Source organism: Streptomyces odontomachi, from assembly GCF_024435355.1.
GTDB lineage: Bacteria > Actinomycetota > Actinomycetes > Streptomycetales > Streptomycetaceae > Streptomyces > Streptomyces odontomachi.
Genome location: NZ_JAMJWG010000015.1, coordinates 19257 through 45871, shown reverse-complemented (window position 1 = coordinate 45871; position 26615 = coordinate 19257). Strand labels below are relative to the sequence as shown.

Below are 26615 nucleotides of genomic sequence, written 5' to 3'. Positions count from 1 at the left end.
GCCGGGGTGTGAGCGGGGTGGGTGGGGCTATGCGCGCCCGAGCCGCCGGATCAGCAGTGCTCGTCGGTCTGCGCCGTCAGCGGGCCACCGGAGCTCTGCTCCAGCCAGCCGATGCCCGCGGTGCAGTCCGTCCCGGTCTGCTCGCCGAACGACCAGAACTCCTGCTCCTTGGTGTCGATCCAGTCGTGCTGGCCGACGATCTCCTGCGTGGTGGAGTCGTAGACCCCCACGCTGAGGTCGTCGCTCGGGACGGCGTCGCGGTGGCTCTGCCAGATCCACAGGTAGCCGAAGGTCGCCTGGCAGGACGGCGAGTAGAACTGCTTGACGGAGGCGATGTGCGCCCCGTTCTTGTCGATGTAGGCGGTGCTGCCGACCTGGGTCGCGTCACCGCACACGTCGGCCGCCTGGGCCCTGGCGCTGCGCGGGTTCCCCGCGGCGGACGGTGCCGTGCCGACGGCGCTCGCCCGTGCGCCGGCCGGGTCGGCCGTCGGTCCGGAGGCGGCTGTCGCGTTGGCCGCGGGCAGGAGTGCGAGGACGCAGGCGGCCGTGGCGAGGATGGCATGTCGAGCGTGCACGAGGAGACCCCCAGTAGGCATGAAGCGGTGCGCCGACCGGCCCTACGGCACGGTCGACGATCATCAGTCGCCCGGTCAGACTCGCCCGGGCGTACGGGGGTTGTGGGGGTGATGCGTAAATGCCGGTTCCGCTCATTTGACGAATCAATCGACGAAGAACCGAAGCGGCCGTAGTCATAACCGGTCACAGCTGCATGCCCGGCACCCGACGGCAAGGCTCCGAGGAGGAGGCGATGGTGGTCGGGGTGCGTCCGGTGAAGCGACGGGTGACGCGCGTGAGGTGTGCCTGGTCGGCAAACCCGGCACGTGCGGCTGCCGTGCCGATCGAGGACTCTCGAAAGTGCGCGATGGCAGTGCCCAGCCGGCGCCACTGACGAAGCTGCACGAGCGGGACACCGACCTCTTCGTTCACCAAAGCGCGCAACCGTGCTGGGGACAACCCGACGCCGGCGGCGAGGTGGTCGATCCGCCGGGCGTGTTCAAGCTCGTTGAGCACCTGTCCGATCCGCGGGTCGATCGCTCGACGTGTGCCGAACAGGTCGGAGAGTTCCGCTCGTGCGGCGTCGAGATCCGGAGTCTCCCGGAGGTCGTGCACGCACAGTGCCGCGAGGAGGCGCCGGACCTTCTGCGGCGGGACCGGGGTGGGTTCACCGGTGCGGCCTGCCTGCCACGGCGGCAGGAACAGTGCGACATAGCCGGACGACGTGGCGGGGCGGTGTGCGAGCTGTGGTGGTACCAGCATTCCCCGCCCGTACACCGGGGGCCTTCCATCAGGGACGACGCGGACGTACCCGTCGAGGGGCAACAGGACCTTCCATGCGGGATGCCGGTGCCGGGCCACATGGGCGGGGCCGTACTCGCCGAACAGCGTCACGTCCGATGAGCTGGCGAACAGCGCCCTGCAATCGCTTTGTTCAAGAAACCATGATCGGCCTGCTGCCATAGTCACTTCTCATCCTCGATGAAACGGACGGGTACCACCGTTCGGCCAAGGCAAGGAAATCAAGGAAAGGAAGTCAATGAGTTGAGCCAACGAGCCAGCACGGCGGTACACGGCACGTGGAACCCGCGGTTTACGCCGGTCGTCGACGAGTTTCGACAGAATTTCGCCCGGCGGGGCGAGATCGGCGCGTGCCTGACTGTGTACCACGATGGCACACCCGTCGTCGACGTCTGGGCAGGTCACGCAGATCCCGGCCGTACCCGCCCCTGGGAGCGGGACACTCCGGTCTGCGTCTTCTCCGCCACCAAGGGCGTCACCGCGCTCTGCGCCCACCTGCTCGCCGACCGCGGGGAGCTCGATTTCGACGCGCCGGTGGCGCGGTACTGGCCCGAGTTCGCCGCCGCCGGCAAGGAATGGATCTCGGTACGCTCCGTGCTGGCGCACCAGGCCGGGCTGGCCGCCACGCCACGTCCCGTGACGCTGGAGGACGTCTGCGACTGGGAACGCATGACCACCATGCTCGCGGCGATGCACCCCTGGTGGGAGCCGGGAACCCTGAGCTGCTACCACGCCAACACCTTCGGCTGGCTGGTCGGTGAGGTGATACGGCGGATCTCCGGACTTCCGGTGAGTGAGTTCGTCCAGCGGGAACTCGCAGGACCGCTCGGTCTGGACTTCTTCATCGGTCTGCCCCCGGCCGAACGAACACGTGCAGCCGAACTCGACGAGGAACATCCCGCGGTTGCCGACATGCAGCGGACCGAAAACATCCCGGACGTGGTGGCGGCCATGCTCGCCGGCCCGTGGGGACTGCCGTACGCGAGCAGGCCCGCATGGCAAGCCGCTGAGATTCCCGCCGTCAACGGGCACGGCACCGCCCGTTCGTTGGCCCGCGTGTATGCCGTGCTGGCGTGTGACGGAGAAGTCGACGGAATCAGGATCCTCTCCGGCCGGCCAGCCGTGGACCGCTGCCGCGAAGGCCAGGGGCGAATGCACGATCTGTTCATCAATATGGCCGCACCCGATTTCCCCATGGAATGGGGACTCGGCTACACGCTCAACATCGGCGGCCACTACGGGCCCAACCGACGTGCGTTCGGATTCACCGGCTATGGCGGATCATTCGGCTTCGCCGATCCGGAAGCGCGCCTGTCGATGGCCTATGCCACGAACCTCCTGCGCTGGCCGGCCGACTCCCTTCAGGGCGACCCGCGCACCCGCACCCTCGTGGACACCACCTACGGCTGCCTTTCATCTCTTTCCAAAACCCTACCTGGGTGAATTTCTTCTATGCGACCCAGCGCGACCCAGCGCGATTCTGGATGATTCAGGACGATTCAGCACGAGGTGAAACAGGATGAGCACGGCGATCGTGGTCGGCGGCGGGATCGGCGGTCTGAGCGCCGCCATCGGCCTGAAGCGCGCCGGATGGCAGGTGACCGTGCTGGAGCGGTCCGAGGAGTCCCGTCCGGCCGGTGCGGGCTTGACGCTGGCGCCCAACGCGGTACGGGCGCTGGACTGGCTCGGCGTGGGTGCGCGGTTGCGGTCCCGTGGCATGTCGCAGGGTGCCGCGGGGCTCCGTGCGGCATCGGGGCGGTGGCTTCTGCGGGTGGACCTCGGGGAACTCCACAGCCGGTTCGGTGCCTCCGGGTACCTGCTGCACCGGGCGGACGTGCACGCCCTGCTCACCGACTCGCTCCACCTCGACGACGTCCACGCCGGTCACCAGGTCACCAGAGTGGACCCGAAGACCGCGACCGTGACGTGCCAGCCGGCCACGGGTGGTAGCCGAACGATGGCAGCAGACCTGGTGATCGCCGCGGACGGTCTGCACAGTCCCTTGCGGACACAACTCTTCCCGCAGCACCCGGGGCCCGCCTACGCCGGCTATCTCACCTGGCGCGGCGTGGTACCGGCCGACGCCAGGGCCGCGATCGGGTTGGGCGATACGGTGACCGAGAGCTGGGGACGAGGCCAACGGTTCGGGATCGTGCCGCTGCTCGACGGACGGGTGTACTGGTTCGCCACGCTGTCGGCGCCCCCGGGCTCCCACACCACCGAGGGCATCGAGGGGGTCGCGCGGCGGTTCCGGCAGTGGCACGACCCCATTCCGCGCCTACTCGCCGCCACCCCGCCCGAGGCATTGCTACGCCACGACATCTACTCGCTGGAAACGCCACTACCCAGCTATGTCTCCGGTCGCGTCGTACTCCTCGGTGACGCCGCGCACGCGCTCACCCCGGATCTGGGACAGGGAGCCTGCCAGGCTCTGGAAGACGCCGCCACGCTGGGTGGACTCGCCGCTCAACACGGTGACGTGGAGTCGGTCGTGGACGCCTACGACCGAGCACGGCGCGAGCGCACCCAGCGCCTGGTGCGAGCCTCGGCACAGCACGGGCGGATCGCCCAGTGGAGCCATCCCGTCGCCGCGGCGATCCGTAACTCCCTGGTCCGGCTGACCTCACCGTCGAGGTATCTGCGCACGGTGAGCGAGACCCTGTCCTGGAGCCCGGACCCGGCATGGCCGGCGCCCGAGTCCCGGTAGGCCGGGCGTCAAGCCCGCGGGCGCCTACCGGTGCACGCGCCTGTCCGGGGTACGCACCCTTACGGTGCACGCACCTTTACGAGTACGCAAAAGAGCCCCTGCCCAACGGGAAACCGCTGGGTAGGGGCTCTTTTGTGAGCCAGCTCGGTTAGTTCTTCTGGATCTGGTCGAAGCTCAGCTCGACCGGGGTCTCGCGGCCGAAGATCTCCACCAGGCCCTTGACCTTCTTCGAGTCGGGGTTGATCTCGTTGATCGTGGCCTGGAGGGTGGCGAAGGGGCCGTCGGTGACGGTGACCGAGTCGCCGACCTCGAAGTCCAGCACCTGGACCTCGACCTTGCGCTGCGGCACCGGCTTGCCCTCGGCCTCGGCGGCCTCGCGAGCGGCCTTCTCCTCGGCCTCCGGGGCGAGCATCTTGACGATCTCGTCCAGCGTCAGCGGGTACGGGTCGTAGGCGTTGCCGACGAAGCCGGTGACGCCCGGGGTGTTACGGACGACACCCCACGACTCGTTCGTCAGGTCCATGCGGACCAGGACGTATCCGGGGAGCTTGTTCTGCCGGATGGTCTTGCGCTCGCCGTTCTTGATCTGGGCGACCTCTTCCTGGGGCACTTCGGCCTGGAAGATGAAGTCCTCCACGTTCAGCGAGACGGCGCGCTGCTCCAGGTTGGTCTTCACGCGGTTCTCGTAGCCGGCGTAGGTGTGGATCACGTACCACTCACCGGGCAGGCTGCGCAGCTCGTCACGGAGGGCGGCAACGGGGTCGACCGGCTCGGGCACCTCGCCCTCCACCGCCTCATCGGCCTCGTCGACGGCTTCCTCGGCGGCCTCAGCAGCAGCCTCCCCCTCGGGCTGTACGGCCGCCTCCTCGGCGGCCTCGCCCGCTGCGGCCTCGGCAGCCTCCGTCTGGTCCTGCCCCCCCGGTTCCTCGGCACCTTCCGGCGTCTGGTCCGGGTCTGCCGCCTCCACGATCTCGAGCTCGTCCTCGGCAGACTCGCCCGCGCTCGCGGAGTGCACGACGTCGTTCACGTTCGGGTCGGACACGGTGACTGCTTCTTCCTGGTTACTTGGGGTGGAACACGCGAAAGGGGCGCCGAAGAGGGCGCCCTTCCACTCTAGGCTTTCTAAGCTCAGCCGAAGACGTACTTGGTCACATGATCGAGCCCATAGTCAATCAGGGTCACCAAGCCGATCAGGATGAGGACGAAGATAATCACCACTGTGGTGTATGTCGTCAGCTGATTACGCGACGGCCAGACGACCTTGCGGAGCTCCGCAACCACCTGGCGGTAGAAGAGTGCAAGACGACCGAACGGGCCCTTCTTGCCACGCTTGCCCTTGCGAGGCTTCTTCTTGGGCTCTTCTACCTCTTCGTCCTGAGCATCAGGCATGTCGATGGAGCCCACGGCGTCCGCCACTCTTCCTCACCTGATTCCCGGGTCGTGGCCGTGCCGCGCCCGGTGGAGCCGCACGGCGTTTCATTGCGGTACGTACTGCCCACCCGCTCTCCGGAGAGGGCGGACGTCTAGCAGGGCCGGAGGGACTCGAACCCGCAACCGCTGGTTTTGGAGACCAGTGCTCTACCAATTGAGCTACGACCCTTTGAGCTGTGTCGACCCAACGTACCGCATCCGCCTGAGTGCACCGAGTGCACGTATCGCGAGGGCGGCACAGAAGGCCAACGAGGTGTGAGTGTACGTGCTCCCGGAGCCGACGTCGAACAGAAAGACAGACCTGGACGATCAAAGAGCGGCCGAGGACGGCCCCCCGGGTCCGGCACGCCCGGAAGTTCCCGAAGTGAAACCAGTGTGCCCAGGACGTTTCGGGTCTGGAACGATGGGGTTCATGAGCGCTGCAACTCCTTCCCCTGAGCCCACCGCGCGCCGGGTCTCCGCCCGAGTCGGCGCGATCTCCGAGTCCGCGACCCTCGCCGTCGACGCCAAGGCCAAGGCCCTCAAGGCGGCCGGGCGCCCGGTGATCGGCTTCGGCGCCGGCGAACCCGACTTCCCGACCCCGGACTACATCGTCGACGCGGCCGTGGAAGCCTGCCGGAACCCCAAGTACCACCGCTACACCCCGGCCGGGGGGCTGCCCGAGCTCAAGGCCGCCATCGCCGCGAAGACGCTGCGCGACTCGGGCTACGAGGTGGACGCCTCCCAGGTGCTGGTCACCAACGGCGGCAAGCAGGCCCTCTACGAGGCCTTCGCCGCCCTCCTCGACCCGGGTGACGAGGTCATCGTGCCCGCCCCGTACTGGACCACCTACCCGGAGTCGATCCGCCTGGCGGGCGGTGTGCCGGTGGAGGTCGTCGCGGACGAGTCGACCGGGTACCGGGTCTCGATCGAGCAGCTGGAGGCGGCCCGCACGGAGCGCACGAAGGTGGTGCTCTTCGTCTCCCCGTCCAACCCGACCGGTGCGGTCTACTCCCCCGCCGACACCGAGGCGATCGGCCGCTGGGCCCTCGAGCACGGCCTGTGGGTGCTCACCGACGAGATCTACGAGCACCTCGTCTACGGGGACGCCACCTTCACCTCGATCCCGGCCGTCCTGCCCGAGCTGCGCGAGAAGTGCATCGTCGTGAACGGCGTCGCCAAGACGTACGCGATGACCGGCTGGCGGGTGGGCTGGGTCATCGGCCCCAAGGACGTGGTCAAGGCGGCGACCAACCTCCAGTCGCACGCCACGTCGAACGTGGCGAACGTCTCCCAGGCCGCCGCGCTCGCCGCCGTCTCGGGTGACCTGGAGGCCGTGGCCGCCATGCGGGAGGCCTTCGACCGGCGCCGCAAGACCATCGTGCGGATGCTGAACGAGATCGACGGCGTGATCTGCCCCGAGCCCGAGGGCGCCTTCTACGCGTACCCCTCGGTGAAGGGCGTGCTCGGCAAGGAGATCCGCGGCAAGCGGTCGCAGAGCAGCCTGGAGCTGGCCGCGCTGATCCTGGAGGAGGCCGAGGTTGCGGTCGTCCCGGGTGAGGCCTTCGGCACACCGGGCTACCTGCGCCTGTCGTACGCGCTCGGCGACGAGGACCTCGTCGAGGGCGTCTCGCGGATCCAGAAGCTGCTGGCCGAGGCCAAGGACTGAGCGTCCCCAGCGCCGCGCACGGGCCGTCTCCCGCTCCGGGAGGCGGCCCGTTGCACGTACGGGACCGTCTCGCACACATGTCCGTGCACGGACCCGAACAGGCAATCCGGCTACCGGGACCGGGGCCGCATCCTGCAAGATCTTGCAATGGAGCACGGAAAAGGAGTACGAGACGTCAGCGCGCTTCCGAAGGCCCATCTGCATCTGCACTTCACCGGTTCGATGCGGCCCACGACGTTGCTGGAGCTCGCCGACAAGTACGGGGTCAGACTGCCGGACGCGCTGACATCCGAGCACCCGCCGAAACTGCGGGCGACCGATGAACGCGGCTGGTTCCGCTTCCAGCGCCTCTACGACGCCGCGCGGTCCTGCCTGCGCGCGCCGGAGGACATCCAGCGGCTGGTGCGCGAGGCGGCCGAGGAGGATCTACAGGACGGCTCCGGGTGGCTGGAGATCCAGGTGGACCCCACCTCGTACGCGCCCCGGCTGGGTGGGCTCACGCCCGCGTTGGAGATCATCTTGGACGCGGTGCACATGGCGTCGCGTGACACCGGCCTGCCCATGCGGGTCCTGGTCGCGGCGAACCGCATGAAGCACCCTTTGGAGGCCCGCACCCTGGCGCGCCTCGCGGTGCGCTACGCGGATCGCGGCATCGTCGGCTTCGGGCTGTCGAACGACGAGCGGCGCGGCATGGCCAGGGACTTCGACCGGGCCTTCGAGATCGCGCGGCGCGGCGGGTTGATGTCCGTACCGCACGGTGGCGAGCTGACCGGGCCCGAGTCGGTGCGGGACTGCCTGGACGACCTGAGGGCCGTCCGGGTCGGCCACGGGGTGCGGGCGGCCGAGGACCCCCGACTGGTCACACGGCTCGCCCAGCGCGGCGTGACCTGCGAGGTGTGCCCGTCCTCGAACGTCGCCCTGGGGGTCTACGAGAAGCCGGAGGACGTGCCGCTGCGGCAGCTCTACGACGCCGGGGTGTCCATGGCGTTGGGCGCGGACGACCCGCTGCTGTTCGGGACCCGGCTGGCCGCCCAGTACGGGATCGCCCGGCGCCACCACGGGTTCAGCGACGCCGAGCTGGCCGAGCTGGCCCGCCAGTCGATCCGCGCCTCGGCGGCGCCTACCGACCTGCGCGAGAAGCTGCTGACGGGTGTGGACGACTGGCTGACCAGCTGACACTCCCCGGGAACCGGATGCCGGCTCAGGCCCAGCCCCAGGCGCCGGCTCCGGCTCCGGCGCCGGCGCCGGCTCGCTGGAAGCCCTGAGCTTTCAGGAGAGCCCCAGCAGCAGGGTCCGGGCGATGCTCTCGGCGAACCGGTCGAGCAGCTGGGGCGGGCGCCCGTCCTCGGTCATCTCGTAGGCGTAGGCCCGTTGGGAGCAGGCGCCCAGGAGGAGCGAGGCGGCGGCGAAGGGGTCGGCGTCGGCCCGGACCCGGCCGATCTGCTGCTCGGCCCGCAGATAGGCGGACAGGCCCTCGATCGGCCGGTGCGGCCCGCTGCCCAGCTCCCGCAGGGCGGCGTCGTGCCGGCGCTTGAGCTGCATCTCGGCGTAGAGCGAGGCGGCGATCGGGAAGCTCTGCTCGTAGAAGAGGGCGGCCACCCGGGCGATCTCCGTGAGGTTGGCCTCCAGGCTGCCCCGGCCCGGCTCGGCGACGAGTTGCTCAAGGAGCGGCGTCAGCTGCGGAAGCCGCTCCTTGAGGACGCTGATGAACAGCTCTTCCTTGCTGCGGAAGTACTTGTAGAGCGCCGCCTCCGAGCAGCCGGCCGCCCGTGCGATCTCCTTCGTGGTGGTGCGCGCGAGGCCGACGGTCAGCATGAGCTGGTGCGCGGCGTCCAGAATGCGCGGCCGGGCGGGCTGCTGCTGCGGCGGCATGGGGCTCCTTGGGGACCACGGGAGGGCACGGCAGGGCACGGGAAGGGGAGGGTGTCCCGTGCCGGTGAGGTGGCTTGGCCGGGGTCGCGCTTGACGGGTGAGTGAGTGCTTACCCATCCTAGGGGTGAGTGAATACTTACCCACCCCTCTAGGAGGGTGCCATGAAGCTCACGGTGTTCGGCGCGACGGGCGGCATCGGGCGGGAGATCGTCCGGCAGGCGCTGACGGCGGGTCACGAGGTGACGGCGGTGGTCCGGGATCCGGCACGGCTGCCTGAGGACCTCTCTCCGGCAGGTCCGGCGCAGGGGGACGGCGCCCGGCTCCAGATCGTCCGGGCGGACCTGCGGGATCCGGAAGCGGTACGGCCCGCGGTCGCCGGGCGCGAGGCGGTGCTTTCGGGGCTCGGGGCCCGGCGGCGCGCGGACGCCGGAATCGCGACCGAGCTGACGCGTACGGTGCTGGCGGCCATGGCGGCGGAGGGCGTGCGCCGTCTCGTGGTGGTCTCCGCGGCACCCGTGGGCCCGTCGCCGGAGCACCAGCCGCCAATGGACCGGGCGATGATCGCGGTCGTGAAAGCGGTGCTGAAGGACGTCTACGCGGACCTGCGCGCGATGGAGCACGCCCTCGCCGAGAGCGCCACGGACTGGACGTCCGTACGCCCGCCCAGGCTGACCGACGCACCGCTCACCGGCGTCTACCGCACCGTCGTCGGCGGCACCCCCGGAAAGGGCCGCACTATCGGGCGCCCCGACGTCGCCCACGCCATGCTCACCGCGGTCACCGACCCGGCGACGGTGAAGCAGGGGGTGGGGGTGGCGTACTGACGCCGGCCGGACGGGTGCCCGCTTCCCCGCTCCCCGGGGCGCCCGCGGCCGGTCACCGGCGGCCGTCGCCCGTGGTCACAGTGCGCAGCCCACCGTCACCGGCTCGTTCACCAGCCGGACGCCGAACGCTTCGTGCACGCCCGCCACGACCTCGCGCGCCAGCGTCAGCAGCTCCTCGGTGGTCGCGTCGCCCCGGTTGGTGAGCGCCAGGGTGTGCTTGGTGGAGATCGACACCCGGGCGGCGCCACCGGGGTAGCCCTTGCGGAAACCGGCCTTGTCGATCAGCCAGGCGGCGGAGGTCTTGATGTGCCCCTCCTCCGCCGGGTAGGCGGGCGGCTCGACACCGTCGCCCAGCCGCTCGCGCACCCGCGCGGAGAACGCCGCGAACGCCTCCTCGGTGAGCACCGGATTGGTGAAGAACGACCCGGCCGACCAGGTGTCGTGGTCCTCCGGGTCGAGCACCATGCCCTTGCCGGAGCGCAGCTTGAGCACCGTCTCGCGTGCCTGTGCCAACGGCACCCGCTCGCCGACCTGCACACCGAGCGCCCGGGCCGTCTCGGCATACCGGATCGGCGCCGAGAGACCGCCCGCGTCGGCCAGCTCGAAGCGGACCCGCAGCACCACGAAACGATCCAGTTCGGCCTTGAAACGACTGTTCCGATACGAGAACGCGCACTCGGCATGGGGAATCGTCACCGTCTCGCCCGCCTTGCGGTCGTAGGCGATCACTTCGGTGATCGTCGACGAGACCTCCTGACCGTATGCACCCACGTTCTGGATGGGCGTGGCGCCGGCGGAGCCGGGGATGCCGGCCAGGCATTCGATGCCCGCGAGGCCCTTGTCGACGGTGCGGGCCACCGCGTCCGTCCAGGTCTCGCCCGCGGCGATCTCCAGCGTCGTGCCGTCCAGCTCGAACCCGGTGGTCGCGATGCGCACCGCCGTGCCGTCGAAGCCCTGATCGCCGATGACGAGGTTGCTGCCGCCGCCGATGAGCAGCAGTGGCGTCCCGTCGGCGTCCGCCGCGCGTACCGCGGTGATCAGCTCGGCGTCGGTGGTCGCGGTGACCAGCCGCCGGGCCGGCCCACCGAGCCGGAAGGTGGTGAGCGGGGCGAGCGGCGCGTCGTGGTTTTCGTGCACGCACGCAAGCGTACGGGGCGCGCTGATGAGCGGCGCGCCCCGCCGGGCGGCGCGCAGGGCGCGCAGGGCGCGCAGCCCCGTCGGTCCTCACACGCCCGCTGGAGCGGCCTTCTCCGCCTGCTCCCGCCCGGCCGGAAGCGCGTTCGACTCGCCCGGGCCGGCCGGCCCGGCCTGCTCCGGCGCGCCACGGCGGGGTATCAGCAGGGCAGCCGCCGCCCCGAGCACCACGCCGACGGAACCCAGCCACAGCGCCGGCACCAGACCGTCGACGAAGTCCTGGCCGCTCGCGTAACCGCCGTGCGAGGAGAAGACCGTGGAGAGCAGCGCGACACCGAGCGCCCCGCCCAGTTCGCGTATCGCGTTGTTGGCGCCGGAAGCGATGCCCTGCTCCCCGGGGCGGACGCTGGACATGACCAGATGGACGGCGGGCGCGAAGTACAGGGACATGCCGACGCCGCTGATGACCAGCGCGGGCAACTGGGTGGCGAACGTCATGTCGGGGGCGGCGGTCAGCGCGAAGTACGCGAGCCCCACGGCTTGCAGGAAGAGACCGACGGCGACGACCGAGCGGCCGCTGATCCGGTCGGAGAGGTAGCCGGCGATGGGCGAGACGATCAGCGGCATGCCGGTCCAGGGCAACATCCGCAGGCCGGCCTCGGTCGGCGAGTAGCCCGACACGCCTTGCAGGAACTGGCTGAGCAGGAAGATCGAGCCGAACATGCCGAGGTACATCAGCAGGCCGGCGGCGTTGATGCCCGAGAAGGCCCGGCTGCGGAACAGCCGCATGGGCAGCATGGGCCGCTTCGCGCGCTGTTCGTAGGCCACGAAGACGACGAGGAGCACGGCCCCGGCGATCAGCCCCCCGAGCACCCAGGAATCGGTCCAACCGTCGCTGTTGGCGTTGACCAGGCCGTAGACGATGCCGAAGAGCCCGGCACTGGCGAGCAGGGTGCCCGGTACGTCGAGGCGGGGGTCGGGCGCGGTGGACTCGGCGAGCCGCAGCCGGGCCGGTATCAGCAGGGCAGCGCCTATGGGGACGTTCAGCCAGAAGATCCAGTGCCAGGAGATGTGCTCGGTCAGCCCGCCGCCGATGAGCGGCCCGCCCGCCACCGCGAGCCCCTGGCTGGCGCTCCAGATGCCGAGCGCCATGCCGCGCCGCGCGGCCGGCACGGCGGCCGTGAGCAGGGTGAGGGCGACCGGCATCATGAGGGCCGCGCCGAAGCCCTGGACCGCGCGTGCGGCGATCAGCGCTCCGATGCCGTGGGCCATGGCCGCGGTCGCCGAGGCGCCGGTGAAGACCGCGAGACCGACGAGGAACACCCTGCGGCGCCCGAAGCGGTCACCGAGCGCCGCGCCGAGCATGAGCAGCACGGCGAACGTCAGCGTGTAGGCGCTCACGGTCCATTCGAGGTCTTCCAGTGCCCCACCGAGGTCCTGGCGGATGGACGGCAGTGCCGTGGTGACGACGAGGTTGTCGAGCGCTGCCATGAAGCCGGCGACGCTGGTGATGACGAGGGCCCACACGGCGCGCGAGCGCGGGACCGCGGGTCTGCCTGTCGCGTTTCGGTCTGTCGCGTTCATTTCTCTCCCCCAGGAGGTGGTGGGTCGTGGGTCATGTCGAGCAGGTGATTAGTTATTGATTACTAACTTTTGCGGACAGGAAACGGCCAGGCTGCTGCGCCGCCTCCGCGAGGGCCGCCGGATTCGGATGCGCCTACGGTTTCGCGGCGGGCGCCGCCCCCTCCTCGTCCCCGTCCCCGTCCCCGTCCCGGCAGAGGCCGATTCCCGACCAGACGCGGTGGTCCGGCGGGAAGCCCAGGGACACGAGGCAGTTGACGAGCATCCCTTGCGCCAGGAAGTGGCTGGTCTCTTCGACGTCGGCACCCGCGACGAGATGCACGGCCTCCCACAGTTCGAGCCAGCCGGCCCGAACCGCCTCGCCGAACTCGCGGTCGCCGGCCGCCTCGGCAGCGGCGGCGGCGACGTACACCTGCATCTGCATGAGCAGCCGCTCCGGCTGCTCGGCGATGACCCGGGTGTACGCATCCCCCATCGCACGCCGGGCCGCCTCGCCCTCCAGGCCCTCGGCGGCGTCCTGGAGCAGCTGCCGGAAGTCCTGTACGCAGCGGTCGGCAGCGGCCAGGAAGATGGCTCTCTTGTCGGGGAAGAGCCGGAAGAGGTACGGCTGCGACACCCCGACACGCTTGGCGATCGCCTCGGTCGACGTGCCGTTGTACCCGCCGCGTGCGAACTCGGCCATGGCGGCATGGATGACGCTGTCGCGACGGTCCTCCGCGCTCATCCTCGGCATGGGAAGTAAGTTAGTACTCAATCACTAACTTGGTCAATCGATCCAAGCGGCCCAGGCCAGGAGACAAGCAAGCGTCTCAGGAGACAGGTAAGGGGCGTCCCGCAAGGAGGACGCCCCTTACCTCTGCCTACCCCGTCAGCGCTTCGTCCGCTTCTCGCTTCTCTCGCGGCTGCGGTGGCCTCAGGCCAGGCGTACGACCGCCCGTGCCATGCCGAGGACCTTCTTGCCGTCGGAGGTGACGGTCAGGTCGACGCGCACCTTGTGGTCGTCGAGCTTGGCTGCCACCTTGCCGGCGACGTCGATACGGGCGCCCTCGTCATCGTCGGGGACCAGGACGGGGCGGGTGAAGCGCACGTTGTACTCGAGTATGGCGCCGGGGTCGCCCAGCCAGTCGGTGACCACCCGGGCGGCCTCGGCCATGGTGAACATGCCGTGTGCGATGACGTTCTCCAGGCCGACCTCCTTGGCGATCCGCTCGCTCCAGTGGATCGGGTTGAAGTCGCCGGAGGCACCGGCGTAGCGCACGAGGGTGGCTCGGGTCACCGGAAAGGTCTGGGCGGGCAGCTCGGTGCCGACCTCGACGTCGTCGAAGGCGATCTTCTTCGTCGGGAGTGCCGTCATGGCCGTCACGCCTCCTCGGGCTTGCGTGCCACGAGCTTCGTCCAGGCGCTCACCACATGCTCGCCGGCCTCGTCGTGGACGTCGCCGCGGATGTCCAGGATCTCGTTGCCCGCCAGGGACTTGATGGCTTCGATGGTGGAGGTGACCGTGAGCCGGTCGCCGGCGCGTACCGGGCGCTGGTAGGCGAACCGCTGGTCGCCGTGGACCACGCGGCTGTAGTCGAGTCCCAGCTTGGGGTCCTCGATGACCTGGCCGGCCGCCGCGTAGGTGATCGCGAAGACGAAGGTCGGAGGGGCGATCACGTCCGGGTGGCCGTGCGCCTTGGCGGCCTCCGGGTCGGTGTACGCGGGGTTGTCGTCCCCCACGGCCTCGGCGAACTCGCGGATCTTCTCCCTGCCGACCTCGTACGGCTCGGTGGGCGGGTACGACCGCCCGACGAAGGACTGGTCGAGCGCCATGGGCTCGGCACCTCCTGCTCTGCTGCTGTCGCTTACGTCCGGACCCGCGCCGCCGGATCCGGGCCCGCCGGGCCGCCGGCCTGCCCGATGCTGCCTGATCCTGGTCGATCACGGCCGACCTGGTGGGGCACTTGGTCGGATACTTATCCGTCGCCGTCCGAATTTGATCGGTCTCCCCGGCGCGGAAACGCCGCGAGGCCGCCCCCGTCAGGGGACGGCCTCGCGTCGGTGTAGAGCTGGTCAGCGCGTTTCGCGGTGCGCCGTGTGAGAGTTGCAGCGCGGGCAGTACTTCTTCATCTCAAGACGATCCGGGTTGTTACGCCGGTTCTTCTTGGTGATGTAGTTCCGCTCCTTGCACTCCACGCAGGCCAGCGTGATCTTCGGGCGGACGTCGGTGGCAGCCACGTGAGTGCTCCTTGACGAACGGATCGGCTATGAAAATGGATAAGTGTCTAGACACAGAAAGAGTAGCCGACCGAAGGACCGACCCCACAATCGGCTACTAGGAGTAGCGGTGACCGGACTTGAACCGGTGACACAGCGATTATGAGCCGCTTGCTCTACCGACTGAGCTACACCGCTGCGATGTGCTGTGGACCTTGATCCGATCCGCCCGGGAACCAGTCCCGGAACGGATCAAGTCTCTCACACATCAGAGCCCCAAAACGGAATCGAACCGTTGACCTTCTCCTTACCATGGAGACGCTCTGCCGACTGAGCTATTGGGGCGAGCGATGAAGACATTACACGGTCGCCGGCCGTTCGCCCAAATCCGTTTCGCCGTCCCCGCCCTGGGTGCCGTCCGGCCGGCGGAGCCGGCGTCACACCACTGGCCGCGCCGACGAGCCGGCACCGCTGCGTGCTCGACCAGCGGCGTTCCGGTGACGGCCTTGGCAGGACCGGGGCGGGGCCCTGCCCGCCGCACGTTCCCCAGGTTCCCGCCCCCCGTCGGGCGGAGCCGCTCACGCCCGCCGCGCGGCACCCTGTGCGACTCCGCTCGGACGGACGCCTCCCGGCGGGTCGGGGAGGCGTGCGCCGGGGTGGCGCACCACGCAAGTACGACTATTGCGCTCCTCCCTGACGCGCGGTCCTGGTCGTCCTAGGCTCGATCCCCTCACGTCAAGGGCCGAAGGGCCGTCAGGGCACGTTCGTCCCGTCCAGGCCCGCGCGGTGTGCCCCCGCCTGAGCCGTGCCGCGCGCCGCAGCCGCCCCCGACCGCGAGGAGCGCGATGCCCGACAGCCAGCCGCAGGGGCCCGAGTCGTCCGGTGCCGCCCACGGCCCCGAGGGGCGGGGCCCGACCGGGGGCGACGGCACCGGGCTACTGCTCGGCGGGGCGCGGTTGGCCGACGGCCGCCGGGTGGACGTACGGCTCGCGGGACCCCGTATCGAGGCGGTCGGGACGGTGGGCAGCCTCAGCGCGGCGCCGGGCACCACACGGGTCGACCTGGACGGCTACCTGCTGCTGCCCGCGCCGGCGGAGCCGCACGCGCACGGCGCCACCGCCCTCTCTGCGGAGTCGGCGGGGCCGCCCGGATACGAGCGGGGAGACATCCAGCGGCGCAGCACGCAGGCCGCCCTGCTCCAGCTCGGGCACGGGGCCACGGCGGTGCGCTCGCATGTGCGGATCGGGGATCTCGAGGGCCTGACGGCGGTGGAGGCGGTGCTCCAGGCGGGGCGTGCCCTGCGCGGGTTCGCCGAGCTGACGGTGGTGCCGGTGCCGCGGGTGCTGACCGGGACCGCGGGCGCCGAGGGCCTCGCGATGCTGCGGGACGCCGTGAAGATGGGTGCGGCGGTGGTGGGCGGCTGCCCCGACGCGGATCCGGACCCGGGCGGCCATGTGGAGGCGGTGCTGGCGGTCGCCGCCGAGCACGGCTGTGGGGTGGACCTGCACACCGACGGCGACGATCCGGCGCGGCTCGCCCGGCTGGCCGCGGCGGTCGGCGGGCTGCGTCCTGGGGTGACGATCGGGCCGTGCGGAGGTCTGGCGCGGCTGCCGGTGAAGGTGGCGCTGCGGGCCGCGGAGCGGCTGGCGGCGGCGGGCGTGACCGTCGTCTGCCTGCCGCAGGGCGGCTGCTCGGACGTGGAAGCGACGCAGCACGGGGCGCAGGGTCCGCACGGTGCGCACGGCGGGGCGCACGCCGCCGGTGTGCACGCCGGTGGCATGCCGGTCAGGGCGATCGGGAGCGAGCGGCGCAGTGCGGCGCCTGTGCGGCTGTTGCAGGCCGCCGGGGTCAGGGTCGCAGCGGGCAGCGGTGCCCTGCGCGACGTGGCGAACCCGGTCGGCCGGGGCGATCCGTTGGAGGCCGCCTACCTGCTGGCGTCGCGGGAGGGGCTGGGCCCCTCGGAGGCGTACGGCGCCGTGAGCACGGCCGCGCGTGCGGTGCTCGGGCTGCCGGAGGTGCGCGTGGAGGCGGGGTTCCCCGCGGAGCTGTTGGCGGTGCGCGGCCGGCGTCTTGCGGGCGTGCTCTCGCTCGCGTACAGCCGGATCGTGGTGCACCAGGGGCGCGTGGTGGCGCGCACCAGCGCGGTTCGGGAGTACTGCGATTCGGCCGCCGCGGACGCGTTGGATCTGCCGCGACAGGGTGGTTGGGTCCGGGGACCCGGCTGGGGCAAGGCGTGACGGGGCCGGCCGGCGCGGTGGTGGTGTGCTGCCGGAATGTGGCCCGAGCATTCGGCCTGGCCACCGTGAGCGGCGTACGGTCGAAGCATGCGTACTGTCATCGCTGGTGGTCATGGTCAGATCGCGATGCGGCTGGAGAAGCTGCTCGCCGCGCGCGGAGACGACGTCGTCGGGCTGATCCGCAGTCCGGGGCACGCCGACGAGCTGCGCGCAGCGGGTGCCGAGCCGGTGGAGTGCGACCTGGAGTCGGCTTCCGTCGAGGAGGTGGCCGGGCATCTCGACGGCGCGGACGCGGTGGTCTTCGCGGCCGGCGCGGGACCGGGCAGCGGGGCGGAGCGCAAGGACACCGTGGACCGTGCCGGCGCGGTGCTGCTCGCGGACGCCGCCGAACGCGCCGGCGTGCGCCGCTACGTCCTCGTCTCCTCGCTGGGCGCGGACCCGCGGCACTCCGGGGACCAGGTCTTCGACGTCTACCTGCGGGCCAAGGGCGAGGCTGAGGAGTACGTACGCGGCCGTTCAGGGCTGGACTGGACGATCCTGCGGCCCGGCCAGCTCATCGACGACGCCGGCACCGGTCTCGTCCGTCTGGAGGCGTCCACCGGCCGCGGGCCCGTGCCGCGCGACGACGTGGCGGCGGTCCTCGCGGAGCTGGTCGACTCGTCGGCGACGACGGGCCTCACCCTCGAACTGGTCGGCGGCTCGGTACCGGTCTCGGTGGCGGTCAAGGCGGTCGCCGGGAACTGACGCCCGCCCGGGCCGCGCTCACTTCGGGTGCGGCAGGTCGGCGTCGGGGGTGGGGGCGAGGAGTTCCTCCGCGAAGTGGCAGGCCGCGGTGCGGCCGGGGGTGATCTCGCGCAGGGCCGGTGCCTCCGACACGCAGCGCTCCCGGCCGGCCACATGGCTCGGGCCGATCGGGCAGCGGGGGTGGAACCGGCACCCGCTCGGCGGGTTCAACGGGCTCGGCAGATCGCCGGTGAGCGCCGGGGTGCGCCGGGCGCGCTGCCCACCGGTCCCGTCGTCGGTGCGGGTGCCGGGTTCGGGCACGGACTCGGTGAGGCTGCGCGTGTACGGGTGGAGCGGCCGGTCGACGACCGTGCGGGCCGGGCCGGTCTCCACGGCGGTGCCCAGGTACATCACGGTCACCCGGTCGCTGAAGTACCGCACCAGCGACACGTCGTGCGAGATGAAGACGTAGGACAGGCCGCGTTCTGCCTGGAGTTCGTCGAGCAGGTTCACGACCTGGGACTGGAGGGAGACGTCCAGGGCCGAGACGGGCTCGTCGCAGACCAGCACCTCCGGGTCGACGACCAGCGCACGGGCGATGCAGATGCGTTGCAGCTGCCCGCCGGAGAACTGGCCGGGCCGGCGGTCCAGGACGTCCGGGCCCAGGCCGACCGCCTTGAGCACCTCGGTGCAGCGCTTGCGGCGCGCGGCGCGGTCCGGCTCCAGGCCGTGCACGATCATCGGCTCTTCCAGCAGCGCGCCGATGGTCATCCGCGGGTTCAGCGAGGCCCGCGGGTCCTGGAAGATCATCTGTACCCGGCGCCGGAAGTCGCCGAGCCGCCGGCCGTGCAGCGCGGTGACGTCGGTGCCGGCCGCCTCGACGCGCCCGGACGTCGGCGTGTCGGCCCGCACCAGCAGCCGGGCCAGCGACGACTTGCCGCAGCCGCTCTCCCCCACGATGCCCAGCGTCTCGCCGGGCTCGAGCCGCAGGTCGACACCGTCCACGGCGTGCACCACTTCGCCCGTGCCGAACAGGCCGAAGCCGGCACGCACCCGGTGGTGCCGGGTGAGCGCGGTGCCGGCGAGCGCGGGCGTCCGGGCCTCGGGTGCCGCGCCGGGCTCCGGGAGGTGTGCGGGGCGCGGCGCGCGGGGCGGCAGTTCGGCGGCGGACGGCTCGCCCGGTTCGGGGCGGGGCGGTACGGGGTTCCAGCAGGCCGCAGCGGTGTCCTGGGTGGCCCCCTCCGAACCCTGCGACTCCAGGGCCGGGTCCTCCGTCGCGCACCGGGCGACGGCACGCGGGCACCGGGCGCGGAAGGCACAGCCCGGGGCGGGGTGGGCCGGGTCGGGCGGGGCGCCCTCGATCACCGGCAGGCGCCGGTCGAGCCGGGACGTCATGCTGGGCACGGAGTTGATCAGGGCACGGGTGTACGGGTGCCGGGGGCGTGCGAAGACCTCGGGGACCGTGGCGCGCTCCACGATGCGCCCGGCGTACATGACGGCCACCGCGTCGCAGAGTTCGGCCACCACGCCGAAGTTGTGCGTGACCAGCACGACCGCGGTGCCGAACTCGTCGTTGAGCCGGGCGAACAGCTGGAGGATCTGGGCCTGCACGGTGACGTCGAGCGCCGTGGTGGGCTCGTCGGCGACCAGGACCTCGGGGTCGCCGGCCATCGCCAGTGCGATCATGATGCGCTGGCGCATGCCCCCGGAGAACGCGAAGGGGTAGTCGTCGAAGCGCTGTCGCGGTGCGGGGATGCCGACGAGCCCCATCAGCTCCAGAGCGCGCTCGCGCACCTGGCGTCGGGTCAGCTCCGGCCGGTGGACGCGTACCGCCTCTTCGAGCTGGGCGCCGACCCGCATCACCGGGTCGAGGGAGTTCATCGGGTCCTGGAAGACCATCGCGATGCTGCCGCCGCGCAGCGCGGTGCGCTCGGCCGGTGACATCGCGAAGACGTCCCGGCCGTGGAAGGTGACGGTGCCGGACTCCACCCGGCCCGGCTCGCGCACCTCGCCCAGCAGGGCGGACGCGGTCACCGACTTGCCGGATCCCGACTCGCCGACCACCGCCAGCGTCCGGCCCGCCGCCACGTCGAGGTCCACGCCCCGCACGGCCTGCAACCGCCCCGTGGGGGTGCGGAAGCCGATGTGCAGGTCGCGTACCTGGAGCACGGGTTCGGGCGGGGGGTTTCCGGTGGAGCGGTGGCCCGGCCCGGCACCGTCCTCGGGGTCGGGACCTGTCGCGGGTGTGGCGTCCGGCATCGGGCCTCCCGTGGGTGGCGTTCCGGCCGCGGTCATCGGGCGGCCAGGGTGCGGTTCAGGGCGTCGGCCAGCAGCGTGAAGCAGAGCACCAGGACGCTGATGACGACGAGCGGGCCGATCGCGTAGAACGGCGAGGAGGTCAGGAAGGTCAGGCTGGCGCTGAGCAGGCTGCCGAGCGAGGCGTCCGGCGGCGGCACGCCGAGACCGAGGAAGCTCAGGCCGCCCTCGACGAAGACGGCGGTGGAGCAGGCCAGGGCCGTCTGGACCAGCAGCACGTCGAAGCAGTTGGGCAGGATGTGGCGCAGGTACAGGCGGGACGTGGACACCCCCAGCACCCGGGCGGACAGCACGTACCCCTGCGCGGTCTGGGTGCGCACCGCGCCCCGCAGCACCCGCCCGATCACCGGCGTCGCGGTGACCGCCACCGTCGTGATCACCGCGGGCAGCCCGGCGCCGAGCAGCGCGGCGAAGGCGAGCCCGAGGATGAGCGCGGGGAAGGCCAGCACCACGTCGAAGACCCGTTGGACGGGGGTGTCGGTCCAGCGTCCTGCCGAGGCGAACAGGCCCAGCAGGCCGCCGGCGACCAGCGCCACCGGCACGGCAGCCACGATCACCAGCAGGCTCACCCGGATCCCGGCGAACACCCGGGCCAGCAGGTCACGGCCGAGTTCGTCGGTGCCGAGCGGATGCGACCAGGAGGGCGGGGCGAGCGCCTTGCGGGCGGCCAGTTCGTTCGGCCCGTACGGCAGCAGCTCGGGCCCGACGAGGGCGGCGAGCACCAGGAGGACGAGCACGGTGAGGCTGATGGCGACGGCCGGGGTGCGCAGCACGGCGGAGGCGTGCCGGGGGCCGGCGGACGCCGTCCCGGTCTCGGTCGCGGTCTCGGTGGACGTCCCGTCCGGGGCCGCCCCGGACGGGGTCCCGGCGGGCGGCACGGCGTGGACCGGGTCCAGGCTCATGAGGCCTCCCGTACGCGTGGGTCGATGAGGGCGTGGATGACGTCGCTGAGGAGTTGCAGGGTGATGAAGACGGTCACCGCGAGCAGCAGCAGCGCCTGCATCACCGGGTAGTCACGGGCGCTGGCCGCGGTGACCATGGCCTGTCCGATACCGGGCCAGGCGAACACGGACTCCACGATGACGGCGCCGCCGAGCAGGTTGCCGATCTGGATGCCGAGCACGGTGACCAGCGGTCCGACGGCGTTGGGCAGGCCGTGCCGCAGCAGCAGGCGACGCCCGGACAGGCCGCGCAGCCGGGCGGCGGTGTAGTGCTCCTCGTGGAAGACGCGTTGCAGTGCGGCGGTGAGGAAACGGGCCAGCACCGCAGCGGCCGGCAGCGCCAGGCACAGGCTCGGCAGCAGCAGGAACTGGAGGCCGGCGACGGGGTCGTCGAACACCGACACGTACCCGCCGGGCGGCAGCAGCCGCAGTCCCACCGAGAACAGCAGCACCAGCAGCACGCCGGTCACGTACGGCGGCACGCAGAGCATCAGCACGTTCAGGCCGGCCAGCAGGGTGCGGGCCGCGCCACCGCGGGCCAGCGCGGCGAGGGTGCCCAGCGGCAGCGCCAGCACGACGGCCAGCAGCAGCGCGCCGAGCGCCAGCGTGCCGGTGTTGCCGAGGCCGCGCAGCACCAGCTCGGAGACCGGCGCCCGGGTGGTGAACGAGGTCGCGAAGTCGCCGTGCAGGGCGTCGCCCAGCCAGGACAGGTACTGGTTGACCAGCGGCCGGTCCAGGCCCATCTGGTGGCGCAGCGCCGCGATGGCGTCGGGCCCGGCGTCCGCGCCGGCCAGGCTGGCCGCCGGGTCGCCCGGGGCGAGCCGCAGGATCCCGAAGACCGGGACGGTGGACAGCAGCAGGACGACCGCCGCCGACGGCAGCCTGCGCAGCACGTATCGGAGCACGTCGATCAGCTCCCTGCCAGGTGGGCGTCGTCGAGGACGAGATCGTTGAACATGTTGTAGTCGAAGCCGCGTAGCGCGTCGCTGGTGGCGTAGGTGCCGGAGCTGCTCACCAGGTCGATCACGAACTGCCGGTCCAGCAGCAGGTCGGTGACGTCGCTGTAGACCCGGCGTGCGGCGGCCGGGTCGCCCGCGGTGCGCCAGGCGCGGTCGGCGAGGCCCCGGTACTCGGCGTCGACGAAGTTCGACGCGTTCTTCTGGGCGTTGAAGGGATAGGCCCCGTTCAGCAGGGTGGCCGGGGTGAGCTGGCCGAAGCCGTGGCCGCTCACCCACAGGCCGGGGAAGGTGGCGGTGGTGAGGCGCTCCTGGAAGGCGGCGGGCTGGAGCGGGTTGATCGCGGTGTCCAGGCCGATGGCGCGCATGCCGTCCTGCACGATCTCCGCGATGGCGCGCGGCTGCGGGTCGTTCGCCATGATCGTCAGCTCGATCCGCTCGCCGTGCGCCCCGGCCTCGTGGACGAGTCCGCGGGCCCGGTCGAGGTCCTGGTGGTAGTGGGCGGCGGCCTTCGCGTCGTACGCGGGTGAGCCGGGCGTCCAGGGCACCGAGGTGAGCACGGCGGCGCCGAACATGGCCATGTCGCGGACCCTGACCCGGTCCACGGCCCAGGCGATGGCCTGCCGCACCCGCTTGTCGTGCAGCGGCCGGCGCCGCACGTTGCAGCCGATGTACTGGCCGGAGTCGCGGGTGGATATCTCGGTCAGGGTGAGCCGCTCGTCGGCGCGTATGTTGCGCGCGTTGCCCGGGGAGAGGCCGAAGGCGAGGTGCGTCTGGCCGCTCTGGAGGGACGCCACGACGGCCTGCTGCTGGGTGATGATGCGCAGTTCGACGTCGTCGAGGTAGGGGCGGCCCGGGATCCAGTAGTGCGGGTTGCGGCGGAAGTGCATGGCCACGCCCGGCTGGTAGCCGGCGAAGGTGAACGCGCCGGTGCCGTTCAGCTGCCGGCCCGCCTCCATCTCCGGGATCGACTCGTGGTCGAAGATCAGCATGATCTCGCACAGGTCGAAGAAGTTGCTGATGCGGTGCGCGAGGCGCAGGGTGACTTCGTGCGGCCCCGATGCGGTGGCGTCCGTGACGGTCGCAGCGGCCGAACGGAGCTGGCCGGGCGCGCCCTTCGTGCTGGCCTGGTAGCGGATGTTCGCGATGACGTCCTCGGGCCCGAACGGCCGCCCCGAGTGGAACCGCACGTCGTCGCGGAGCCGCAGCACCACCGTGCGCTGGTCGTCGGAGACCGTCCAGCTCGTGGCCAGTTGCGGCTTGGGGCGCGAGGTCGCGCGGTCGTAGGAGGTGAGGGTGTTGAAGACCAGCCGGGGCCAGCTGATGTTGGGGGTGTTCTGCTGCCGCAGCGTCGGCAGGTTGGGCTCGGTCGCCTGGGCCATGACGAGCGAGCCGCCGCGCCGGCCGCCGTCGCCGCCGGTGCGGCCCACCTGCCGGGCGACCGGGGTGCATCCGGTGGCCGACAGCGCGGCGCCCAGGCCGAGTCCGCCGCCGATGCCGGCGAGCAGGGTCCGGCGCGGCAGGGCGGGAGCGTGCGCACCGGTTCCGGGTGGTGTCCCGGCGCCGGGCCTGCCCGGTCGCGGCCGGTTCGGCGGGTAGTCGTGGGCCGGCATCCCTCTCCCCTTCCTGGGCCGATCGGTGCACGAGGAGGCAGGAATCACCAAATCAGCGGGCCGCCCGGAAGGCAATGGTCGTGCGGTGAATCGATTGGAGTCACCGGCCGCCCACGTCACGGGCCGCAGCCATGCCACACTCGTTTCCCGGCTGTTTCCGCAGCTCAACAGGGTCACGGGAACAACCGATCCCAACGGCGGACTTGACCAGAACCCCACTTTTTCGTTAAACGAATAACATGCCTGAGAGAGCCCGCCCGACCGCACGGGACGTCGCCGAGCTCGCCGGGGTCTCGGTGGCGACCGTGTCGTACGTCCTCAACGGGCGCGAGGGCCGCTACGGCACGGGCACGCGCGAGCGTGTCGAGGCCGCCGTGCGGGAGTTGGGCTATGCCCCGAACAGCGCGGCGCGCGGCCTGCGCCGGCGCCGTACCGACCAGGTCTGCCTGGTCGTCGGCTCGCTCGGGGTGCCCTCCAACGATCTGCTCGCCCGTCAGCTGCACCAGGCCGCCGACCAGGCCGGATACGGCGTGATCACGCTGCTCGTGGACTCCGAGTCCCGTGCGCACCGCGCGTGCGACCTGCTCCTGACGGGCATCGCGGACGGCGCCGTGATCTCCGACCCGTTCGACTGCCTCGGCCAGGAGCGGCTGGCCCAGCTGGCCCGCAACGGGCTGTCGCTGGTGGTGTTGGACAACGCGGTGACACCGCACGGTTTCGACGTCGTCCGCGCCCCCGAGCGGGAGGCCTGCGGGCAGGCGCTGGACGCGCTGCTGTCCCAGGGGCGCCGCAGGCTGGCGTTCGTCGGCCAGGAGAGCGACCTGTCCGGCAGGTCCAGCGAGTCGCAGCGGCTCGCCGCGTACCACGACGCGCTGGAGCGGCACGGCATCGCCGTGGACCAGCGGCTGGTGGTGCCCGGCGCCGACGACCGCGCCGACAGCTACTGGGCCGTCACCGGCCTGCTCCAGCTGGAGGACCGGCCGGACGCGGTGTACTGCGCTTCGGACCGTGCCGCGGTCAGCGCCATCTGGGCGGTGCGGGACGCCGGCCTGTCCGTGCCGCTCGACGTCGCCGTGCTCGGCACCGGGAACCTGCGCGAGGGCGAGATCACCCGGCCGGCGCTGAGCACCGTCGGGCAACCGCACCTGGACTACACCGAGGTGGTGCGGCTGCTCTTCGACCGGCTCTCCGGCGCCGTGCCGCCGGAGGACCGCGAGGTGGTCATCCCGTGGACGTTCATCCGGCGCGGCTCGACATGAGCGCCTCGACATGACACGACACCGCGCGCACGGCGCCCACCACCCGGTGCGCCCCTCACACGGCGCCCACCACCCCGTACCACGCGTGCACGCGTCCACCACCCCGTACGGCGCCGCCACGACCTGCACCGCGCCCCAGCGCACGACAACGAGCACGACAACGAGAGGGCCACGAACCGTATGACGGACCCGCTGCCGGACCCGCTGACCGACCGCCCCGCACCGCGCCGCCCAGCCGACCGTCCCCCGAACGTCGTGGTGGTCCTCACCGACCAGCAGCGCTGGGACACCGCGGGGGCGCACGGCAATCCGCTGGGCCTGACGCCGCACTACGACCGGATGGCGCTCACGGGCACGCACGCCGTGCAGGCGATCACCTCCCAGCCGGTCTGCGCGCCGGCCCGCGCGGCCCTCCAGACCGGCCGGTACCCGACGGCCACCGGCTGCTTCCGCAACGGCATACCGCTGCCGTCCGACGCCCCCACGCTCGCCCGGCACTTCTCCGCCGCCGGCTACACGACCGGCTACATCGGCAAGTGGCACCTCGCCGACCACGACCCCGTCCCGGCCGGCCAGCGCGGCGGCTACGACACCTGGCTGGGCGCCAACACCCTCGAATTCACCTCGGACGCCTACCGCACCGTGCTCTACGACGACGCGGAAGAGCCGGTCCTGCTGCCCGGCTACCGGTCCGACGCACTGTTCGACGCGGCGATCCGGTACACCGCCGACCACCACCGGGAGCCGTTCTTCCTGTTCCTGTCCCTCATCGAGCCGCACCACCAGAACGAAGTGGACGCCTACCCGGCACCGGACGGCTACGCCGAGCGCTACCAGGGCCGCTGGATGCCGCCTGACCTGGCCGCGTTGCCGGGCGACGGCGGCTCGGCCCACCGGCACATGGGCGGCTACCTGGGCCAGATACGCCGCGTCGACGAGGGCCTCGGCCGGTTCTTCGACGCGCTGCGCAGCATGGACCTGCTGGACGACACGATCGTGGCCTACACCTCCGACCACGGCAATCACTTCAAGACCCGCAACACCGAGTACAAGCGGTCCTGCCACGACGGTTCCCTGCGGGTGCCGTTGGCCCTGTGCGGGCCCGGTTTCGACGGCGGCCGGCGCATCGACACCCCGGTCAGCACCCTCGACCTGCCGCCGACCCTGCTGGACGCGGCAGGCATCGAGGTGCCCGCCGAAATGCAGGGCCGCTCCTTCCTGCCGCTGGTGCGCGATCCGGCGGCCACCTGGCCCGGGGAGGCGTATGTGCAGGTCAGCGAGGCGGAGTGCGGTCGCACCATCCGCACGTCGCGCTGGAAGTACCACGTCACCGCGCCGGCCGCCGACCCGTGGAACCACCCGACGTCGGACCAGTACGTGGAGACGGCGCTGTACGACCTGCGGCACGACCCGTACGAGCTGGACAACCTGATCGGCCTCGCCTCGCACCGGGAACTGGCCGACGCCCTGTGCGAGAGGCTGCTGGCCCGGATGTCCGAGGCGGGCGAGCCCCCCGCGACGATCACCCCGGCGCCGTCCCACACCCATCCGCAGCGACGTGTGGACCCCCTCGTCCACTCCCTCCCCCTGGAGGGCGCCCGGTTCGGGCACCAGCCGCGGCGCGGGTAGCGGGACGGGCAGGACGGCCAACGAGACGGCCGGCAGGGGGCGGCCCTCCGCCCGCCCCCTGCCGGCTCCGCGGCGGTGCGGGCGTCATTCGGCACGACCGCCGTCCCGCCGGCGCACGTGCGCCGCAGCGCCTCGTTCCCGTGCACTCGACGGCTTTGCCTCACACCCTCCGCCCGTACTCGATAGCTTTGC

At 71.6% G+C, this 26615-nt stretch carries 24 protein-coding genes and 3 tRNA genes; 9 read left to right on the top strand and 18 right to left on the bottom strand.

Going from position 1 to position 26615, the window contains the following annotated elements; translation table 11 throughout:
- Positions 1-50 precede the first annotated feature (50 nt).
- Both NQO67_RS27610 and NQO67_RS27605 read right to left on the bottom strand, forming a co-directional pair.
- Positions 51-575: a hypothetical protein gene (locus tag NQO67_RS27610; protein ID WP_255952999.1), complete on the bottom strand. Its 525-nt coding sequence runs from the start codon at positions 573-575 to the stop codon at positions 51-53.
- A gap of 184 nt (positions 576-759) precedes the next feature.
- Positions 760-1449 carry a helix-turn-helix domain-containing protein gene (locus tag NQO67_RS27605; protein WP_255952998.1) on the bottom strand — a complete coding sequence of 230 codons (690 nt, stop codon included), beginning with the start codon at positions 1447-1449 and terminating at the stop codon, positions 760-762.
- An 87-nt stretch (positions 1450-1536) separates the two neighbouring features.
- On the opposite strand from NQO67_RS27605, the gene NQO67_RS27600 reads away from it, so the two are divergent.
- Both NQO67_RS27600 and NQO67_RS27595 read left to right on the top strand, forming a co-directional pair.
- Complete coding sequence (locus NQO67_RS27600; protein ID WP_255952997.1) at positions 1537-2799, top strand: serine hydrolase domain-containing protein; 1263 nt, start codon at positions 1537-1539, stop codon at positions 2797-2799.
- A 76-nt stretch (positions 2800-2875) separates the two neighbouring features.
- Positions 2876-4063, top strand: a complete 1188-nt coding sequence (locus tag NQO67_RS27595; RefSeq protein WP_255952996.1) for an FAD-dependent monooxygenase — start codon at positions 2876-2878, stop codon at positions 4061-4063.
- 148 nt (positions 4064-4211) lie between these two features.
- On the opposite strand, the gene nusG is transcribed toward NQO67_RS27595, so the two are convergent.
- The 3 genes from nusG to NQO67_RS27580 form a co-directional block, all read right to left on the bottom strand.
- A complete protein-coding gene (gene nusG / locus NQO67_RS27590) occupies positions 4212-5105 on the bottom strand; it encodes a transcription termination/antitermination protein NusG (RefSeq protein WP_255952995.1) in 894 nt (297 codons plus the stop codon).
- A gap of 86 nt (positions 5106-5191) precedes the next feature.
- Positions 5192-5479, bottom strand: coding sequence for a preprotein translocase subunit SecE (gene secE / locus NQO67_RS27585; RefSeq protein WP_255952994.1), 288 nt, complete (start codon positions 5477-5479; stop codon positions 5192-5194).
- Between the two features lie 111 nt (positions 5480-5590).
- Positions 5591-5663, bottom strand: a tRNA-Trp gene (locus NQO67_RS27580).
- A gap of 243 nt (positions 5664-5906) precedes the next feature.
- On the opposite strand from NQO67_RS27580, the gene NQO67_RS27575 reads away from it, so the two are divergent.
- On the top strand, positions 5907-7142 hold the full coding sequence (locus NQO67_RS27575) for a pyridoxal phosphate-dependent aminotransferase (protein ID WP_255952993.1): 1236 nt from the start codon (positions 5907-5909) through the stop codon (positions 7140-7142).
- A gap of 147 nt (positions 7143-7289) precedes the next feature.
- Entirely contained in the window at positions 7290-8318 is a 1029-nt protein-coding gene (locus NQO67_RS27570; protein ID WP_255952992.1) for an adenosine deaminase, read from the top strand.
- A gap of 93 nt (positions 8319-8411) precedes the next feature.
- On the opposite strand, the gene NQO67_RS27565 is transcribed toward NQO67_RS27570, so the two are convergent.
- Complete coding sequence (locus NQO67_RS27565; protein ID WP_255952991.1) at positions 8412-9014, bottom strand: TetR/AcrR family transcriptional regulator; 603 nt, start codon at positions 9012-9014, stop codon at positions 8412-8414.
- A gap of 161 nt (positions 9015-9175) precedes the next feature.
- On the opposite strand from NQO67_RS27565, the gene NQO67_RS27560 reads away from it, so the two are divergent.
- The gene (locus NQO67_RS27560) at positions 9176-9838 is read left to right on the top strand and encodes an NAD(P)-dependent oxidoreductase (RefSeq protein WP_255952990.1); all 663 of its coding nucleotides are present in this window, start codon (positions 9176-9178) and stop codon (positions 9836-9838) included.
- Between the two features lie 75 nt (positions 9839-9913).
- On the opposite strand, the gene NQO67_RS27555 is transcribed toward NQO67_RS27560, so the two are convergent.
- The 8 genes from NQO67_RS27555 to NQO67_RS27520 all read right to left on the bottom strand — a co-directional run bounded on the left by NQO67_RS27555 (position 9914) and on the right by NQO67_RS27520 (position 15094).
- Entirely contained in the window at positions 9914-10975 is a 1062-nt protein-coding gene (locus NQO67_RS27555) for a UDP-N-acetylmuramate dehydrogenase (RefSeq protein WP_255952989.1), read from the bottom strand.
- Between the two features lie 87 nt (positions 10976-11062).
- Positions 11063-12556: a DHA2 family efflux MFS transporter permease subunit gene (locus NQO67_RS27550; protein ID WP_255952988.1), complete on the bottom strand. Its 1494-nt coding sequence runs from the start codon at positions 12554-12556 to the stop codon at positions 11063-11065.
- 133 nt (positions 12557-12689) lie between these two features.
- Positions 12690-13286 (bottom strand): TetR/AcrR family transcriptional regulator, encoded by a 597-nt coding sequence (locus tag NQO67_RS27545; RefSeq protein ID WP_255952987.1) that lies wholly within the window; start codon positions 13284-13286, stop codon positions 12690-12692.
- Between the two features lie 180 nt (positions 13287-13466).
- Entirely contained in the window at positions 13467-13907 is a 441-nt protein-coding gene (locus tag NQO67_RS27540; protein WP_255952986.1) for a MaoC family dehydratase, read from the bottom strand.
- A gap of 5 nt (positions 13908-13912) precedes the next feature.
- Positions 13913-14365 (bottom strand): MaoC family dehydratase N-terminal domain-containing protein, encoded by a 453-nt coding sequence (locus tag NQO67_RS27535; protein ID WP_255952985.1) that lies wholly within the window; start codon positions 14363-14365, stop codon positions 13913-13915.
- A gap of 240 nt (positions 14366-14605) precedes the next feature.
- Complete coding sequence (gene rpmG, locus NQO67_RS27530) at positions 14606-14770, bottom strand: 50S ribosomal protein L33 (RefSeq protein ID WP_255952984.1); 165 nt, start codon at positions 14768-14770, stop codon at positions 14606-14608.
- Positions 14771-14874: 104 nt separating this feature from the next.
- Positions 14875-14947, bottom strand: a tRNA-Met gene (locus tag NQO67_RS27525).
- Between the two features lie 74 nt (positions 14948-15021).
- A tRNA-Thr gene (locus NQO67_RS27520) sits at positions 15022-15094 on the bottom strand.
- Between the two features lie 500 nt (positions 15095-15594).
- Here NQO67_RS27520 and NQO67_RS27515 point away from each other — a divergent pair.
- Both NQO67_RS27515 and NQO67_RS27510 read left to right on the top strand, forming a co-directional pair.
- A complete protein-coding gene (locus tag NQO67_RS27515; RefSeq protein ID WP_255952983.1) occupies positions 15595-16986 on the top strand; it encodes an amidohydrolase family protein in 1392 nt (463 codons plus the stop codon).
- 87 nt (positions 16987-17073) lie between these two features.
- Positions 17074-17730, top strand: a complete 657-nt coding sequence (locus NQO67_RS27510; RefSeq protein WP_255952982.1) for an SDR family oxidoreductase — start codon at positions 17074-17076, stop codon at positions 17728-17730.
- Between the two features lie 18 nt (positions 17731-17748).
- Here NQO67_RS27510 and NQO67_RS27505 read toward each other — a convergent pair whose 3' ends face one another.
- From NQO67_RS27505 to NQO67_RS27490, 4 genes are read right to left on the bottom strand one after another with little or no spacing between them, the layout of a single operon-like run.
- The gene (locus NQO67_RS27505; protein WP_255952981.1) at positions 17749-19968 is read right to left on the bottom strand and encodes a dipeptide ABC transporter ATP-binding protein; all 2220 of its coding nucleotides are present in this window, start codon (positions 19966-19968) and stop codon (positions 17749-17751) included.
- 32 nt (positions 19969-20000) lie between these two features.
- Positions 20001-20927: an ABC transporter permease gene (locus NQO67_RS27500; RefSeq protein WP_255952980.1), complete on the bottom strand. Its 927-nt coding sequence runs from the start codon at positions 20925-20927 to the stop codon at positions 20001-20003.
- On the bottom strand, positions 20924-21871 hold the full coding sequence (locus NQO67_RS27495) for an ABC transporter permease (protein ID WP_255952979.1): 948 nt from the start codon (positions 21869-21871) through the stop codon (positions 20924-20926). The genes NQO67_RS27500 and NQO67_RS27495 overlap by 4 nt, the downstream gene beginning before the upstream one ends.
- A 5-nt stretch (positions 21872-21876) precedes the next feature.
- Positions 21877-23535 (bottom strand): ABC transporter substrate-binding protein, encoded by a 1659-nt coding sequence (locus tag NQO67_RS27490; RefSeq protein ID WP_255952978.1) that lies wholly within the window; start codon positions 23533-23535, stop codon positions 21877-21879.
- Positions 23536-23774: 239 nt separating this feature from the next.
- Between NQO67_RS27490 and NQO67_RS27485 the strand changes: the two genes are divergently transcribed.
- Positions 23775-24794 (top strand): LacI family DNA-binding transcriptional regulator, encoded by a 1020-nt coding sequence (locus NQO67_RS27485; RefSeq protein ID WP_255952977.1) that lies wholly within the window; start codon positions 23775-23777, stop codon positions 24792-24794.
- A gap of 180 nt (positions 24795-24974) precedes the next feature.
- Entirely contained in the window at positions 24975-26423 is a 1449-nt protein-coding gene (locus tag NQO67_RS27480; protein WP_255952976.1) for a sulfatase family protein, read from the top strand.
- Positions 26424-26615: the final 192 nt, after the last annotated feature.

Excerpts from the sequence above, each read along its gene's own strand:
- NQO67_RS27600 (WP_255952997.1), top strand. The coding sequence starts at position 1,537 with ATGAAACGGACGGGTACCACCGTTCGGCCAAGGCAAGGAAATCAAGGA.
- NQO67_RS27595 (WP_255952996.1), top strand. The coding sequence starts at position 2,876 with ATGAGCACGGCGATCGTGGTCGGCGGCGGGATCGGCGGTCTGAGCGCC.
- NQO67_RS27575 (WP_255952993.1), top strand. The coding sequence starts at position 5,907 with ATGAGCGCTGCAACTCCTTCCCCTGAGCCCACCGCGCGCCGGGTCTCC.
- NQO67_RS27570 (WP_255952992.1), top strand. The coding sequence starts at position 7,290 with ATGGAGCACGGAAAAGGAGTACGAGACGTCAGCGCGCTTCCGAAGGCC.
- NQO67_RS27565 (WP_255952991.1), bottom strand. The coding sequence starts at position 9,014 with ATGCCGCCGCAGCAGCAGCCCGCCCGGCCGCGCATTCTGGACGCCGCG.
- NQO67_RS27560 (WP_255952990.1), top strand. The coding sequence starts at position 9,176 with ATGAAGCTCACGGTGTTCGGCGCGACGGGCGGCATCGGGCGGGAGATC.
- NQO67_RS27550 (WP_255952988.1), bottom strand. The coding sequence starts at position 12,556 with ATGAACGCGACAGACCGAAACGCGACAGGCAGACCCGCGGTCCCGCGC.
- NQO67_RS27545 (WP_255952987.1), bottom strand. The coding sequence starts at position 13,286 with ATGCCGAGGATGAGCGCGGAGGACCGTCGCGACAGCGTCATCCATGCC.
- NQO67_RS27540 (WP_255952986.1), bottom strand. The coding sequence starts at position 13,907 with ATGACGGCACTCCCGACGAAGAAGATCGCCTTCGACGACGTCGAGGTC.
- NQO67_RS27535 (WP_255952985.1), bottom strand. The coding sequence starts at position 14,365 with ATGGCGCTCGACCAGTCCTTCGTCGGGCGGTCGTACCCGCCCACCGAG.
- NQO67_RS27515 (WP_255952983.1), top strand. The coding sequence starts at position 15,595 with ATGCCCGACAGCCAGCCGCAGGGGCCCGAGTCGTCCGGTGCCGCCCAC.
- NQO67_RS27510 (WP_255952982.1), top strand. The coding sequence starts at position 17,074 with ATGCGTACTGTCATCGCTGGTGGTCATGGTCAGATCGCGATGCGGCTG.
- NQO67_RS27505 (WP_255952981.1), bottom strand. The coding sequence starts at position 19,968 with ATGCCGGACGCCACACCCGCGACAGGTCCCGACCCCGAGGACGGTGCC.
- NQO67_RS27500 (WP_255952980.1), bottom strand. The coding sequence starts at position 20,927 with ATGAGCCTGGACCCGGTCCACGCCGTGCCGCCCGCCGGGACCCCGTCC.
- NQO67_RS27490 (WP_255952978.1), bottom strand. The coding sequence starts at position 23,535 with ATGCCGGCCCACGACTACCCGCCGAACCGGCCGCGACCGGGCAGGCCC.
- NQO67_RS27485 (WP_255952977.1), top strand. The coding sequence starts at position 23,775 with ATGCCTGAGAGAGCCCGCCCGACCGCACGGGACGTCGCCGAGCTCGCC.
- NQO67_RS27480 (WP_255952976.1), top strand. The coding sequence starts at position 24,975 with ATGACGGACCCGCTGCCGGACCCGCTGACCGACCGCCCCGCACCGCGC.